Genomic DNA, 16,465 nt, shown 5'->3' with positions numbered 1-16,465 from the left:
CATCATCTTTGCCCAATATGCTGATAAATTTTCAGCAATACGGATTTTATTAAAAATTAGCCATAAAAAAGGATCATTTCAACCATGAAAAAAACAATTCTAAGCATTCTGATTATCTTCCGGATTTTCCAGTGCGAAGCGCAGTCCATGCAATTTACTTTTTCGGACAGCACCATTCTTCCACTGAAACCCGCCGGACTGCTGCACGGCATTTCGGCCATTGAATATATTCCGTCCAAAAAACAATGGCATCTGGCGAGCGACCGTGGAAATTATTTTGTCTTTGACAGCATTCAAAATATCCGTGACTTTGACCGGAAAAGTACGGCTTCACTTGTGAAAAATAACTGGAGCTGGTTTGAATCCGTGCGGTATGATGCCATGACGGGCAATTATTTTTATGCCATCGAAAATGAGTACAAGGCGAATGACGAAAATACGGACACCACAACCTGGGTTTCTGTTTATGAATCTTTTCCGCCGACAAGGCCAAACCCGTTTTATCTGGTTCCGCCTATGCCGCTTCCTGCTGATAACAAAGGCATTGAAGCCATTGCCGTTACCGAAAACGGAAACGTATGGGTTGCGCCGGAAGTCGGCTGGAAAGGAGAAACCGAAGTCGGGAACGATACGATTCATTTTCTCAAATTTTACAGGGATTCCCATTATGAGCAGCTTCAGACGTACAGCTACGTCATTGACCGCAGCGGATGCCCGTATGGAACGGTGGAAACGCGGGGTGGAATTTCCGAGATTTTAACCGTAAGTGAGGACGAGCTGCTGGTGCTGGAAAGATGTTTTGACGAAGGAAATGGTGGTACAAACAAAATTAAGGCTAAATTGTGGAAGGTTACAGCCGACGGCCAGCATCTGAAAAAAGATCCTGCGCCTGCTTTTGATTTCAATGCCGGAATGAAGTTTGTGCCTGATAACCTGGAAGGAATGGCCTGGTGGCCGTCCGAAAACGGGAAAAGAAAACTCGTTGTGATCAGTGACGACAATCCGGGTGCCAAAAACAAGCAGCGGACACAAATCATTTTACTGGAAGAAAAGGAATCGGCTGTGCGCAACAAGTAACATATTCAAATCAACGATTGTTTTTTCATGAGGTTTCCTTTTAGCATCCTTTTCATTGCCGGTATTTTTCTTGTTTTCAGTTGTAAAAAAAATCAGCGTTACCGGCCGGAAAAAGGAGTTTCCTATGCATTGAACGAACAACGTAAAAAATCCATCGACAGCATTCATTATGCGATTGAACTGGACATTCCGTCTGGTAAAAACGAGCGGATCAAAGGCAAAGAACGCATTTCCTTTAACCTGAATTCGCTGGATTCCGCTCTTGTTCTTGATTTCAGTACCGACAGTTCGCATGTGATTTCGGTACAGTCAAATGGAAAAGCGATTGCATACGAGTTTGTAAATCAGCACATTGTTATTGAATCTGCCAGTCTTGTAAAAGGACGGAATGAAGTTTTCATCGAGTTTGTTGCAGGCGATCTTTCGCTGAACAGGAGCGAAGAATACTTGTACACGCTTTTTGTTCCGGACCGCGCTTCAACGTGTTTTCCGCTTTTCGATCAGCCCAATCTGAAAGCAACTTATGCGCTTACGCTGAAAACACCGGCCAACTGGGAAGCCGTTTCCAACGGAAGCCTGCAATACAAAAGGTCGGAAAATGGCCGGAATATTTATCGGTTCAATAAAACCCAGCCGATCAGTTCTTACCTTTTTGCGTTTGCCGCAGGCAAGTTTTTTAAAACCGTCAAAACAGTCGGCGGCCGTGAAATGACGATGTATTACCGCGAGACGGATACGGTCAAAGTCAGGAAAAACAGCGATGAAGTGTTTTCGCTGCATGCAAAAGCCTTGTCGTGGCTGGAAAATTACACGTCCGTTTCATACCCGTTCGAAAAGTTTGATTTCGTTCTGATCCCGTCTTTTCAGTACGGCGGCATGGAGCATCCGGGTTCCGTATTTTACAATGAATCGTCTTTGTTTCTGGATGAAAATGCGTCGGTTAACAAAAAGCTGTCAAGAGCCAGCGTGATTGCGCATGAATCGGCGCATATGTGGTTTGGCGATCTGGTGACGATGGACTGGTTTAACGATGTCTGGCTCAAAGAGGTTTTTGCCAACTTCATGGCGGCCAAAATCGTCCATCCGAGTTTTCCTGAAATCAATCACCGGCTGCGTTTCCTGCTGGCACATTATCCCGGCGCTTATGAAGTGGATCGAAGTGCAGGCACGAATCCTGTTCTTCAGGAACTTGGAAACCTCAAAAATGCCGGCACGCTGTACGGAGCCATTATTTACTTGAAAGCGCCGGTTGTCATGCAGCATCTTGAACTCAAAATCGGGGAAAAAAGGATGCAGGAAAGTTTGCGCGAGTACCTCAAAACCTTTGCGTACGGCAATGCACGCTGGGACGATCTGATCCGGATTATTGATAGAAAAACACCACAAAACATTTCGGACTGGAGTGCCGTCTGGGTAAAAACACCCGGAATGCCTGCGTACGATCTGGTGCGTAAAGGTGGAAAAATGCAGGTTGTCCAAGAAATAGATCCGGTTTCAGGCCGTATCTGGCAGCAGCCACTTGCAGTAAAATGGACAACCGGTAAGTCTTACCGCGACACGGCATTTACATTTACCGACAAGCAGGTTAAAACATTTGACGTACAGCCCGAAACGCTCGTATTCCCGAATTTTGATGGTGTCAGTTATGGCTATTTCAAAATGGATACTGCGAGCAAAGCGGACTTCATCCAGAACTATAATCAAGTTGCGGACACCGTGAGGCAAAACCCGGTTTTCAGAGGCGCCATGCTTGTAAATAGCTGGGAAGCGTTCCTTCGCGAAAACGGGCCTTCATCCGAAAAATTTGTAAATGATATCTTCACCATTTTACCAAAGGAAGAAAATCCGCTGCTTGTGGATTATCTGCTTTCCAACATGCAAACAGTCTGGTGGACGTTTCTTGAACCAGAAGAACGGTCTATTTTACAGAACAAAGCAGAACGGGTCCTTTGGGATTTACTGGAAAAGACCAGTGACAAGGGAATCAAAACATCCTATTTCCGGGCGTTCAAAAACGTGGCGCTTACGCCGGACGGACTGCAGAAACTGGAATTGCTCTGGAATGAGAAGCTGGTTGTGAAAGATCTGGTTTTATCGGAAGATGATAAAATATCGCTGGCCTGCGAACTGGCTCTGAAAGGAAGCGGGGACAACGATCCGATTTTCAACAAACAACTGGAAAATACCGGAAATCCGGATCGCAAGGCAAAGCTGAAATTTGTCATTCCTTCGCTGAGTAAAAATATTGCCGAGCGCAATGCATTTTTTGAGTCGCTGAAAAAACCTGAAAACCGTGAAAAAGAAGCCTGGGTGCTGGAAGCATTGGCTTACCTTCATCATCCGCTGAGGGCGAAAAGTGCCATTCCTTATCTGCGGCCTTCGCTGGACATGCTTCAGGAAATTCAGCTGACCGGCGATATTTTCTTTCCGACACGCTGGGTCCATACGATTTACGCAGGACATCATTCCGGGGAAGCCGCAGCAATTGTTCAGGATTTTTTACGCGATAATCCTGAATATCCTTTTTATCTGAAAAACAAAGTATTACAGGCAACAGATATCCTGAACCGTGCGGTGAAGTTGCAAAGAGATGCGGAGCCGGAAAAGTAGCCGGGAGCCCGAATCTGCTTTCTAGTAGAAAATTCGATTTGAATTCATGGAAAGCTCCAGACGTAAATTCATACGCAACAGTGCCGCGCTAGCCGCAGTTACTGTTTCCGGCCAGCCTGATTTGAACAACACACCGCTGCTTAAAAAGGAATACGTGCAGGACGGTGGAATGCAGTTTTGTCTTGCGCATTTTTTCGGAATGGACAAGCGACGGATTGAATTGTCGAAGCAAATGAAAGTGCTTGGCGCGGTAGGAGGGATCAATCCCAAAAGCGTCGGTCTTTCCGGTGTCAATTCCTGGGACTACGCTGCCGTGAAGGCTGTGAAGGAAGCGTGGGAAAATGTAGGCCTGAAGTTGAAAGTTATCGAAGGTCCTCCGGCTTTGTACGAAAAGACCAAACTTGGACTGGATGGAAAAGATCAGGAAATTGACAACTTCATCAGTCTGATCCGAAATATTTCCAGACTAGGCATTGATACCATCTGCTATAACTGGATGCCGGTGATCAGCTGGGCACGAACGACAATGGACCGGCCGAGCAGAGGCGGCGCTTTGGTTAGTGCATTTGATTATGACGATATTAAGGATTCGTCTGTGACGAATTACGGCACATTTACAAAGGATGTGATGTGGAAAAATCTGGAATACTTCCTTAAAGCCGTTGTGCCGGAAGCTGAAAAGCAGGGTGTCAAACTGGCGCTGCATCCCGACGATCCGCCGGTGGATTCCATCCGCGGCATTGCGCGGATCATGACTTCTGCCGATGCATTCAAAAGGCTGATTGACATCGTTCCGAGTCCGAGCAATGGCATTACGCTTTGTCAGGGCACTTTTGCGACCATGGGCGAAGATATTCCGTCTGTAATCCGCTATTTCGGGAAACGTGAAAAGATCCATTTTGTACATTTCAGAGATGTACGCGGCAGCCGCCAGAATTTCGAGGAAACTTTCCACGATGACGGCAAAACGGATATGTACGAAGCGATGAAAACGTATTATGAAATCGGGTTCAAAGGCCCGATCCGTCCGGATCACGTGCCGACCATGTCCGAAGACAGCAACGAGCATCCGGGTTACAGCAACATCGGCGCTTTATTTGCAATCGGTTACATGCGCGGATTAATTGAATCGGTGGCAAAAAGCTGATTGGAAAAGTATATTCCGGAAAAACAAGCCTGTTTAATGATGAGCCTGAACCGGACTTCAACCATGGATCCTATTTGTTTTTTGCTTTCGGGTGTTTGTGTGTCTCCACACAAGGGTACAATGCCGGTTTTCTTGTCAATTTTCCTGTTTACGGAATGCCGTTATCATCAAATCATTCTTTAAAGTACTGATCCAAAAGCGGCCTTCGAAAACTGCTTCGGACCTTTTTTTTTATTACAATCTTCAGGATTTTCACGTTGTTCGCATCTGATCAGGCCATATCGGTATTTGAAACTGAAATGAAGAAAACTTTATGGGCAATAATGGCATTTAAAATGAATAAAAGGATACTTTGTATAATCCCGTATGATAAAATAAGGTCCGGATATGTAGCATATTATGCATTCTAGAACAATTTTTGCAGCGTAAAAACATCCGAAGATGAAGCGTCGTACCCATCCATAACTAATTTAAAGATCATGCGAAAAGTCAAACTGTTTTCCTTGTACGATACAAATTCCTTATTTTACAAAATCGGCATGGAGATTAATCAAGAGATCAATAAATGGCCGCAGGAATACTTTGCAGAGGATCAGATTGAAGGTTGTGTAAAAAACCTGAGAACAGAAAAAGCGCTTAGCATACCGGAAATTCATTTTGAAAAGTCGGAATCAAAGACGAGCAGTAAAATATTCTCCAATGCAGTACTTCGACCCGGAAGCGCTTCCGACATGAAAATAAAAGTGAATGTAATTGAATACCGCATTCCGTTCGAAGGTGACGCCAATCTGCTGGCCTGCACAGTTTCATCAAACCAGGGCTTCAAGTCTGAAGAATGGACGGTCGATACAAAAACCGGCGAATTGGCAATTGAATATGCGGTGTATGGCAAAACTTCCAAAACCATAATCCATGAACACAAAAATTACGTGACGGATCTCATGCAGCAGCAAAATGACCTTAAAGCCGAACTTTTGAAATTCAATGCAGGACTGGAAAACATGATCCGGCAAGTTGTCGAAAAAAGAAAAGCCGAAATCAAATCGCAAAACAGTCTGCTGTCATCACTGGGTTTGAAATCCTGAAAAGCACATGAAGGAGCGTTGGAAATAACTGGAAAAGAGGTATTTCCAACGCCCCGATAAAACAACTATTGAAATCTTTACTCTGTGCGCGGAAACTGATTAAAATCATTGCGATTCCTGATTTTGATTTGCAGTTGAAAAGCCATTAAAACGCTAATTTTGGGCGTATAATGAGGCACGTAAAACCAAAATCCAGTTGATTCGGAGGAAAAAGGAGATATGTTCAGGAATAGGAATATCAGATGAAGCAAATGCAATATTAATTGTACATTTTCATGATATAATGCCGATTCAGCCTGTTATTTTTGTCATGTAAAACAAACCTAATGTCTGTTTTATCAGTACATTTGTCCGTTTGAATACCTTGATATTTATAGTTGTCTCAATTCTGTGCAAATTTGATTAAATTAATTACCTCCACATGACATTTTGAAGTTCCTTGATACAGGATCAGGGGGCAATTCCATTAATGAATTAGCTCGGTTCGGGCTAGTTTTCAAACCGTAACGGACACAGTTGTTAATAAACAATTCTATGAACCTATTCTGCAATTTCTGGTTTTACTCTCTCCAATTTATGCAAAATACAGGTGTAAGTGCCTTTCCCGATTATAACCGGACATTTGATTCTTTGATGCCTGCTCATATTGCAATCCCAAATTTACACTTCATTAAAATCGTCAGCTGATTTGGCAATACTTCCATTTATGAAAGAGCGGAATTCCTGTGCTGACAGACATATAAATGCATTTTACTCATCAATCTCTTGAAAATTTACCATGATAAAATTTAGGCACACTAAACATTTTCATTTCAGGTCACGCATTTCAGACAAATGGGTGATTCTGTTTATTTTAAGTATTTCTTTTCATTTAATTTGCTTTAAATCTGCATTTGGTAAAAATAAAATCTCAGCAAAACCATATTCAATTTCTGAAAAAAAGGCTCTTTCCATATTGCCGGAACATCAGCCGGTTTCTGGTGATACCATAACGAACAAAAGCGTTTCCGGCAAAGAAACAAATCGTTACGCGCAGCTTGGCAAGTCCGGTCACAACCTGAATGCATATGTTCAGAAGGCAATTGTTTTTGAAGAAAACGAACCGGAAGTACTGAATACGGCGGCGGAAGAAGTGGATGAAGAAGTAAATGTACTGGGTGTGAATGTCATGGCTGAAAAGAAAATGCAGCTGGAAGTCAGTGTGACCGATCCGGAAAAAGTTTCTGCACAGCATGGCGGCCTTTTCTACGGACTTAAAGACAAGACATTCATCAAACTAGGCATTGCAGGAAATAAAATCGGACTGACGAAAGAAAAGCATTTTTCATCCGCTGACGCACTGAATGGCAACGATAATGAGCGCATGACAGAAGTAGCCGGCGGGTTTGATTCAAAAACGCTGCGTTTGAAAATGGTTATTGATTCTGCTGCCAAAACGGTAGAGGGCTTTTATTCAACCGACGGTGTGAATTACGTGAACACAGGATCGTCGTATTCGTCTCCGGCATTGAACATCAGCGAGCTGGACATTATGGACAGCATGGTTTATGCAGGTGTGTATACTTCCGGCAAAAAGGCTACACAGATGTCGGACGATCATTTTGACGACTTTGCTGTAAATAACGTTAATGTAACCTTGTTCCGGGGTATCCAGGCTGATTTCCAGCCTGAAGGAACTGCTGTTTTGCACGGGCATATCGCCGATTTCGGCCTACCTTACGATGAGATCCGGAAGTACGGCTGGGTTAGCACAAAAACAAAACAGCCGGTAAGTGTCCAGCATAAAGTGCACTTGCGCAAAAAAGAAACCGGTAGCAGCAAGCTGCATTCTGCCGTAGAAATGCAGGCTGACAACCAGGAAGAAAAAGAAACTGCATGGGAACTTTCGGTTCCAAACGGATTTTACAGGGTGACGGTAAGCGCAGGTGACAGCGGATATTACAACAGCCGTCATCAGATCAATGTGGAAGGATTGCCCGCAATCAGTGATTTTGCTTCTTCCAAAACCGATCAGTACCGTGTCGGAACAGCTACCGTAGCGGTAAATGACGGAAAGCTGACTGTGGATGCATTGGGCGGGCTCAATACCCGGATGAATTACATAACCATTGATCCGGCTGTTCCGGCTTTGGATACGATCGCTCCGGTAGCAAACGTCCGGTTTGAAGGAAAAAAGCGTTCGCGGGGCGGTTACGAAAAGGAGGTCAGGTTATTTCTTTCTGCATCGGACGAAGGCGGCTCCGGTTTAAGTGAATTCCAGTATGCGCTGAACGACGGCAAGTTTAAGGATTATACTATTCCATTTGTAATAAAAAAGAAAGGCGAGTACAGCTTGAAAGTCAAGGCCATTGATGCAAGCAATAACGAAACGGTTACCGGAACCTATCATTTTAGCGTCAAGCCGCGGGCTGTCAAAAAACTGGCTTTTACGCAGGACAAGATCCGGTTTACAGTTTTAAAGGGCAAACCGGTCATTCCGCAGACAATCAATCTGAATGCGGGTTCCGGAAACGCCACTTTCCGTTTGTCCAAAACAAAGGCGGACTGGCTTACATTGCCGCAAACCGTTTCCAATACCTTGCAGCTCGGTCCCGAAAATATCAGTTCGGACCTGGAACCGGGCAATTATCAGGTTCTGGTAACTCGCACCGGAGGAGGCTTTCGTTCGGCTACGATGCTTATCGACCTGCATGTGGTGGAACCGCTTGATGCTCCGAAAGTAAACATTGATTTTGCGGATTCGGAATCCATTCCGCCTGTAGGTTATCTTAAAGACTACGGGCAGCCGTTCGGACAAAGAAGCGGCGCGCATCAGGGTGCAGGGTTTCAGTTTGGCTGGAAAAACCGCGCCGACGGAAGTCTGCTCGATCTGACTGCAAACGGACGTAACCGCTATACGCCTGAGGATGTACTTCTTGCGACGCTGATGCACATGCAGGCGGTGCATATCGACAATGATTACTGGCCGGGCGTAAAGGAAGAAGGTTACTGGGAAATGAAAGTGCCAAACGGGGTTTATGATGTTACGGTTTCGGTAGGCGACGGAAATCCGAATAAAAAACCTGAAAAACATTCCATTAATGTGGAAGGCGTAAAAGCGATTTCAGGATTCATACCAAACGGGAAAAAAGGTACGATCAGCCGGTTTAAAACGGTTACAGTGCGGGTGAATGTAAAAGACGAGCTGCTGACCATTGATGCAAACGGCGGGACGAGTACCAAAATCACATTTACAAACATTGTCCCGGTCAGTATTGATCCGTACGTGTACTGGGCTTCCAAAACCCAGAACATCATTGTTAAGAAAGGAATAAAGGAAAACAGTTCAACCTCAATCGTTCTGGGCAGTTCCAATAATCTTGCCACTTCGTTCAGGATTTCTGTGCGGTATTGTCAGGGTTTGCCGGGCTGGCTTAAATACGATCCGAACCCGAAAGGAATCCAGCCGAATGTTGTTTTTGACTACTCCAGAGCGGAAAATCTGCCGGTTGGTATTTACAAGGCATTTGTAAAAGCCACTTCTCCGCAATTTACAGGCCAGGAATTTGAAATACTGCTGAATGTTGTTGATCCTTCCAAACCTTACGTTGTTTCGTCCAATCCGCTGAACGGTTCGGTAAAAGTGGATCTGAATACGGTAAGCATTGCAGCAAACAACCTGAATGTTCCGGAAGCAAAAGGCTTTAAAGGAGGTGTGGATAATTCCACAATCACCAACAATACCGTCAAACTTTTCAAGCTTTCTGACAACGTTTCCACTTCGGTCAACGGCGTTGTACAGGGAACAGGCGGTGGTGACGCCATCAGCTTTTCACCTGTCGGCAGCCTGGAACCGAACACCATTTACAAGTTCGTGATCACGTCGGGTGTGAAATCATATACCGGGGCGTCTTTTGCTCCGTATGAGGCTACTTTTACAACAGATGAGGCAAAGATTGATTCCAGTAATTTCCTGAATGCCCAGTTTATTAAGGTCGGGATTCCGGGTACGGAAAATAAAAAATACTGTTCGCTGACCATTGGTCCTGACGGAAAGCTTTATGCACTTCGTCTCGACGGTATCGTTGAAAGATTTGATATCAATCATTCCAGCGGCATGCTGTCCAATTTGAAAACGATCAATACGATTGTGAAAAAATATGGCAACCGCTCAGCCGTGGGCCTGGCTTTTGACCCTAAATCAACGCCGTCCAATCTGGTACTCTGGATTTCACATTCATCGCCCGGCCTTTCCGTGGCACCGGCGTTCGACGGCAATATATCACGGCTTGAAGGTCCTGAGCTGCAAAAGGAACAACTGGTGATTATCCGTCTTCCGAGGTCAAAAAGAGACCATCTGATCAACAGCCTTGCTTTCGGGCCGGACGGCGCTTTGTACATGTCACAGGGCAGCAACAGCTCCGCCGGTTCGTATGACGAAGACTGGCAGCGGAATGAAAGTCTTTTGTCCGGAACCATTTTGCGGCTCGACCTGAAAAAGCTTAAAGGATTCAAACTGCCGCTGAATGTACTGACAACGGCGGATCAAAGCATCATCAACAAGGCACCGGCAAAAGCTGCAACCATGCGTGACGGAACTTACAATCCTTACGGCAGCAGTGCGCCGCTGACCATTTACGCATCCGGCATACGCAATGCATTTGACTTGTTGTGGCATTCCAACGGACAGCTTTATCTTCCAACAAACGGTTCCGGCGGCGGCGGTAATTCACCCGAATCCGTTGCAGGTACCCGAAAACCGGACGGCACTTTTTACCACGGACCCGAAATTCCGGCGACATTTGGTATAAAGGCACAGAATGACTGGCTTTTCAGGATCAACCCGAACAAACCGATTGGTTACTTTGGCCATCCGAACCCGTTGCGGGGCGAGTACGTAATCAACCGGGGCCATGAAGATAACCCCCTTTATTTGCCATCTGTCACGGCAGATCCGAATTACCGTCAGGGTTATAACTTTGGCCTCAACAAGTCGCCAAATGGTGTTATCGAGTACAAAAGCAATACTTTCAACGGGGCGCTGAAAGGCAAATTACTGGTTTGCCGTTTTTCGGGCGGCGGCGATATTGCCGTCATGGAACCGGGGTCCATGGTGAAGACTTCCAATCCTGCCGATGACAGCATTTATGACATTGTGAAGGTCAATACCGGTTCTGGAAACAACGGCCTTGTCGGTGCTTCCGGTTTTGGAAACCCGCTGGATATCGTAGAAGATCAGGTGAACGGCAATTTGTATGTAATCGAGTACAACTGGAACGACAGCCCGAACCTTGCTGCACGGATCACGCTTTTGCGTGTGAAACCGGAACCGGTTACGGAGCCGGAAGTTACAGCAAGCACCAAGGAAACAGGTAAGAAACAGATCAAGTAGTTAAAAGGCAGTTTCAAAAAATAACTTAGAACAGGAAGAGGGCCCGCAAAGCCCTCTTTTTTTGTGAAATAAAGAAGATTTCAGGCTGCACTTGCAGTCCTGCAGAATGACAATGTCATGGCCGGGCAACCTTTGCTCTGACATGTAAAACCTATGTAAAATCAGGGAAAAGCCGGGACTGCGAACTACTTCCGGATCCAGTCAAATTACTCTGGCATAAATATTGGTGAGCTGGAAGAAAACAAGTGAACACTGAAAACAATTAAAATCAACAGGTTATGAAATCATCTTATAAACGACGTCAGTTTCTGCATCATATGGGCCAGGCGGCTGTTGCCGTTCCGGGATTAAGTATGTTAAGCTTTGATGCATTAAGCGAGTCCCTGATTTCCGCTGAGGACAAGCTGACAGCAGATAACAAGCAGGCAAAAAAGCTCGGCATCGCATTGGTCGGATTGGGACAGTACAGTGAAGAGCAGCTCGCTCCTGCATTGCAGGAAACAAAAAACTGCAGACTCGCCGGAATCGTGACCGGCACGCCGGATAAAGTCGGCAAATGGAAGGAGAAATATAATATACCCGATAAGAACGTCTATAATTATCTGAACTTCGATTCGATAAAAGACAACTCCGATATTGACATTGTATACATTGTACTGCCGAATTCCATGCATGCGGAATATACAATCCGTGCAGCAAAAGCGGGCAAGCATGTCATTTGTGAAAAACCGATGGCTACATCCGTAAAGGACTGCGAGGCCATGATCCAGGCCTGCAAAGAAGCCGGAAAAATGTTGTCGATTGGTTACAGGCTTCATTTTGAACCGCATAACATTGCAATGGCAAATTACGGCAGTAAAAAAACGTTTGGAAAAGTTAAAAAGATCATTGCGATAGACAGCCAGGAAATGGAGGCCGGAGCATGGCGGCTGGACCGGGAACGAGCAGGCGGCGGACCTTTAATGGATCTCGGGGTTTACTGCGTTCAGGGAGCTCTTTATACAGTTGGTGAAAATCCGGTCAGCGTTTCTGCAAAAGAAGGTGAAAAAACAGATACGGAACGGTTTGCCGAAGTTGAACAATCCATTGATTTTCAGCTTGAATTTCCGGGAGGTGCCGTTGCAAACTGTCATACTAGCTATGCGGAACAGGGAAATACATTGAGGGCAGAAGCGGAAAAAGGCTGGTTTGAGCTGGATCCGGCATATGGATACGACGGGCTGAAAGGAAAAACCAGCAAGGGCGATATGGATATTGAAAACGTAAATCAGCAGGCTTTGCAAATGGACGACTTTGCAGATTGCGTGGCCAATAAAAAACCGACCCGGGTACCGGGTGAAATGGGATTGCGCGATGTAAAAATCCTGATGGCCATTTACGAGGCTGCCCGCACCGGAAAGCCTGTTGCCCTGAAACTAGCCTAATGAACATTAAACTTCGAAAACGGGCAGCATGGTGTGAAATCAGGCTGCCCGTTTTTATGGTATTATCTTATCCCTGGGCTTCTCAATTTCATAAAATTTTTCAAAGTGCCCGCCGGTTTTCTGCTCGGTAATCGCATATGGTTAAATGCAGATAAAACTGGATTCCATTTTGAACCATACAATCTATCCGATTATTCGGGCAAACTTAAGTTGCGAGATCCATCCGGAATATCCGTTCCGGCTTTTATGAGATGTTATGCTGACAGCGTTTTTGATGGATCATCAATGATTAGGTAAATTCCGTATTGTCCGAATATAATGTTGTCTGAACAGCCGGCTTCAAAAAATTCAACGTGAAAAAAGCGCAGATAGTAAAATCATGAAGTATACGAAAGTATTAACATCTATAAAATCAACCTAAGAATAATGCATAAATAGTATTACGTATAGGTAACTTCCGTAAGCTTTATAATATTTTAAGTTACTCTTTAAATAGTGCTATTATCGGGGTGGGAATAATACAATTTTAATATCGATTATGATTATACAAAATTAATTTTTGTTGGTACTTTATTGTACTTCAAGAAATAGTTAAAATAGTACTATGTTTTGGATTTAAAAAGTACTTTAATTTGTACTATAAATCACAAACCAATAACAAGTCATAAGTATGTTCAAAAGTGCATGTATGACTGTCTCACTTATTCTGGTAAGCTGGCTCATGGCCTTCTCGCAAAGCCAGAATATCAGCGGGACAGTCTCGGATGAAAAGGGAGAAGGTCTGCCCGGAGTAGGGATCGTAGTAAAAGGTACAACAATAGGGACAACCACGGATGTAGAGGGAAAATTCACCCTTGGGATACCGGAAAATAGCACAATGCTGGTTTTAAGTTCCGTTGGAATGAAGTCGATGGAAGTGCCTGTGGATGGAAAAACCGTATTTACAATTACAATGCTGTCGGATGAACGTGCATTGAATGAAGTAGTTGTAGTCGGTTACGGTACGACTAGAAAGAGTGATATTACGGGTGCGGTGGCATCTGTAAAAGCAGAACAGATCACGCAGATTGCAACGGCAAACCCGCTTCAGGCCATTCAGGGCCGTGTGGCTGGTGTCAATATTACAAGCCAGTCCGGAGAGCCGGGTTCAGGTGTGCGTGTACGTATAAGGGGGGTCGGTACCATTAACAACAGTGATCCTTTGTATGTTGTGGACGGTTTTCAGACCAACGATATCAGCTTTCTGGCTCCCGGCGACATTGCCTCCATGGAAATCCTGAAAGATGCTTCGGCAACGGCCATTTACGGTTCACGCGGTGCAAACGGTGTGATTCTGGTCACGACCAAAAGAGGAAAGAGCGGCGCACCGAAAATTTCTTTTGATGCTTATGCAGGCGTGCAGAAAGCATGGAACAAAGTGGATGTGCTGAACGCCAGCCAGTATGCTACGCTGAGACTGGAATCTTATGCCAATGACGGAACGGTTCTGCCTACGGACGGAACGCTTTATCAGACGCTGAACCGTTTCAAGCAAAGCGGTGAAAAAGGAACCAACTGGCAGGACGAAGTCATGCAGACCGGCGTTATGCAGAATTATAGCCTGAATATCATGGGCGGTAATGAAAAACACCGTTACAGCCTGACAGGAACTTATTTTGATCAGCAGGGAATTGTAAAAAATACGCCGATGAAAAAGCTGTTCCTTCGCTTCAACAACGATTTTTACGTAACCAAATGGCTGAACGCGGGTATTTCTGCTGCCTATGCAAATACAGACAGAACACCTTATTTCGGCGATCAGTACGGCGGCGTGCTTACAAGTGCTTTATCGGTTTCATCCCTGGCAAAAGCCTGGGATCCGGCAACCAATTTCTGGGGAAAACGTCCGGTTCCAGAGGGCGGCGCATACAACCCGGCACGTATCGTAAGCGAATACAAAAACAACAAGGCTTATCAGACGCTGGTGAATTCCAACTTTTTTCTGGATGCCAAAATCAGCAAGGATCTTTCTTTCCGCACGCAGTTCGGGATGAACTGGCTTACAACGCACGACAAGCGGTATTTGCCTCAGTATTACCTTGCCAATGACGATCAGCGCCAGCACAGCAGCCTGCGCGAAGGAAGAGGCGAAAGACTTGGCTGGGTTTGGACCAATTATCTTACCTATAACAAGACCTTTGGAAAGCACAATGTTACGGCCATGGCCGGTATTGAAAGCCAGCGTTCGACATTCAGCGATATGCGTCTGACTGTACTGGACGTTCCGAATGACAAGTCGCAATGGTACCTTTCGGCAACCAAAAGCACGGATTATCTGCTGGAAACCGGTCAGTCTGACGAGTCGATCCAGTCGTATTTCGGACGCGTGAACTATAACTTTGACGAGCGTTTGCTTTTGACAGCCACGTTGAGAAGAGACGGTTCTTCCCGTTTCCTTCCGGATAACCGCTGGGGAACATTCCCGTCGTTTGCATTGGGATACAACCTTGCAGAAGAATCTTTTATCAAAAGCATCCCTGCGATCAGTCAGTTGAAACTCCGTGCAGGATGGGGGCAGGTTGGTAACCAGAACAGTGCTGCCAATTACGGGTATGTAACTACGGTTTCGGGAAACAACATGTATGTATTCGGTGACAATGCCGTTCAGGGATTTGCCCCGACAACCGCCAGCAATCCGGATCTTAAATGGGAAACGACAACGAGTACAAACTTCGGGATCGATGCCGGTTTCTTCAGCAACCGTCTTTCGCTTACTGCAGATTACTTTATCAAGAATACATCGGATATGATCGTGCGTGTTCCGATTCCGGTATTCGCCGGGGTAGGGCCTCCGTACGTGAATGCAGGAAGCATGAGCAACAAAGGAGTGGAACTGGCACTGAATTACAGAAGTTCCGTAAAAGATTTTACCTATGATATCGGTGTCAATGCAAGCAAAATCCTGAACCGTGTTACGGATCTTGGCGGCGGCGAACCCATTGCCGGCGGTGATGTGAACGGGCTTGGACAAACAACCCGTACGGAAGTAGGACGTGAAATTGCCGTTTTTTACGGACTGAAAACAGACGGGATTTTCAGAACACAGGCGGATCTGGATGCCTATACAAAAGAAGGAACACCGATCCAGCCGAACGCAAAGCCGGGCGATGTTAAATTTGTGGACCTGAACAATGACGGTGTAATCGATAACAAAGACCGTACGTATCTTGGAAGCGCTACGCCAAGTTTCTCATTCGGTTTTAATACAAGTCTGGGTTACAAAGGTTTTGACCTGAGCTTCTTTCTGCAGGGCGTTACCGGCGTGGAACTTGTAAACGGTCTGGGCCACTGGATGAACAATGCAAACGGTATGTTTAACTCCGTGGCAAGCCGCATGGACCGCTGGACTCCTGAAAATACCAATACAGACCAGCCCCGCATGACGCAGCTGAACCCGAACAACAACGACCAGTTCAGCGACCGTTTTGTAAGCAATGGAAATTATGTCCGTTTCCGTAACCTTACCCTGGGGTACACCTTGCCGAAAACGGTACTTGAAAAGGCACGCATCAGCAACCTGAGAGTTTACGTGGCGGCAGATAACCTTTTCACATTTACCAAATACAAGGGAATGGACCCTGAAATTGGTGAATTCAACAACAATCCGCTGAATTTCGGTGTAGACATGGGTGCATACCCGCAGCCGCGCGTAGGTCGCATCGGACTGAGCGTAAACTTTTAATTTATCCTTGTCTGAATCTTTTGAGCGGCA

7 protein-coding genes are annotated in these 16,465 nt (G+C 45.5%); all 7 read left to right on the top strand.

Annotated features, from left to right (window positions below):
• Positions 1-84 precede the first annotated feature (84 nt).
• The 7 genes from FEM55_RS06680 to FEM55_RS06650 all read left to right on the top strand — a co-directional run bounded on the left by FEM55_RS06680 (position 85) and on the right by FEM55_RS06650 (position 16,435).
• Positions 85-1,077 (top strand): esterase-like activity of phytase family protein, encoded by a 993-nt coding sequence (locus tag FEM55_RS06680; protein ID WP_138280500.1) that lies wholly within the window; start codon positions 85-87, stop codon positions 1,075-1,077.
• 27 nt (positions 1,078-1,104) lie between these two features.
• A complete protein-coding gene (locus FEM55_RS06675; protein WP_138280499.1) occupies positions 1,105-3,687 on the top strand; it encodes a M1 family metallopeptidase in 2,583 nt (860 codons plus the stop codon).
• A gap of 46 nt (positions 3,688-3,733) precedes the next feature.
• Complete coding sequence (locus FEM55_RS06670) at positions 3,734-4,834, top strand: mannonate dehydratase (RefSeq protein WP_138280498.1); 1,101 nt, start codon at positions 3,734-3,736, stop codon at positions 4,832-4,834.
• 479 nt (positions 4,835-5,313) lie between these two features.
• Positions 5,314-5,919, top strand: a complete 606-nt coding sequence (locus tag FEM55_RS06665) for a hypothetical protein (protein WP_138280497.1) — start codon at positions 5,314-5,316, stop codon at positions 5,917-5,919.
• 955 nt (positions 5,920-6,874) lie between these two features.
• Positions 6,875-11,290 carry a PQQ-dependent sugar dehydrogenase gene (locus tag FEM55_RS06660; protein ID WP_171036486.1) on the top strand — a complete coding sequence of 1,472 codons (4,416 nt, stop codon included), beginning with the start codon at positions 6,875-6,877 and terminating at the stop codon, positions 11,288-11,290.
• Positions 11,291-11,568: 278 nt separating this feature from the next.
• A complete protein-coding gene (locus FEM55_RS06655) occupies positions 11,569-12,714 on the top strand; it encodes a Gfo/Idh/MocA family protein (protein ID WP_138280495.1) in 1,146 nt (381 codons plus the stop codon).
• 688 nt (positions 12,715-13,402) lie between these two features.
• Positions 13,403-16,435, top strand: coding sequence for a SusC/RagA family TonB-linked outer membrane protein (locus tag FEM55_RS06650; RefSeq protein ID WP_171036485.1), 3,033 nt, complete (start codon positions 13,403-13,405; stop codon positions 16,433-16,435).
• Positions 16,436-16,465 lie beyond the last annotated feature (30 nt).

Origin of the sequence: Dyadobacter sediminis, from assembly GCF_005860765.1 — a bacterium.
GTDB classification, from domain to species: Bacteria; Bacteroidota; Bacteroidia; order Cytophagales; family Spirosomataceae; genus Dyadobacter; species Dyadobacter sediminis.
The sequence above is the reverse complement of the archived record's forward strand: the minus strand, read 5'-3'. Positions and strand labels throughout refer to the sequence as shown.

Bases quoted from the DNA above. Each gene is read 5' to 3' on its own strand.
- FEM55_RS06680 (WP_138280500.1), top strand. From the start codon at position 85: ATGAAAAAAACAATTCTAAGCATTCTGATTATCTTCCGGATTTTCCAG.
- FEM55_RS06675 (WP_138280499.1), top strand. From the start codon at position 1,105: ATGAGGTTTCCTTTTAGCATCCTTTTCATTGCCGGTATTTTTCTTGTT.
- FEM55_RS06670 (WP_138280498.1), top strand. From the start codon at position 3,734: ATGGAAAGCTCCAGACGTAAATTCATACGCAACAGTGCCGCGCTAGCC.
- FEM55_RS06665 (WP_138280497.1), top strand. From the start codon at position 5,314: ATGCGAAAAGTCAAACTGTTTTCCTTGTACGATACAAATTCCTTATTT.
- FEM55_RS06655 (WP_138280495.1), top strand. From the start codon at position 11,569: ATGAAATCATCTTATAAACGACGTCAGTTTCTGCATCATATGGGCCAG.
- FEM55_RS06650 (WP_171036485.1), top strand. From the start codon at position 13,403: ATGACTGTCTCACTTATTCTGGTAAGCTGGCTCATGGCCTTCTCGCAA.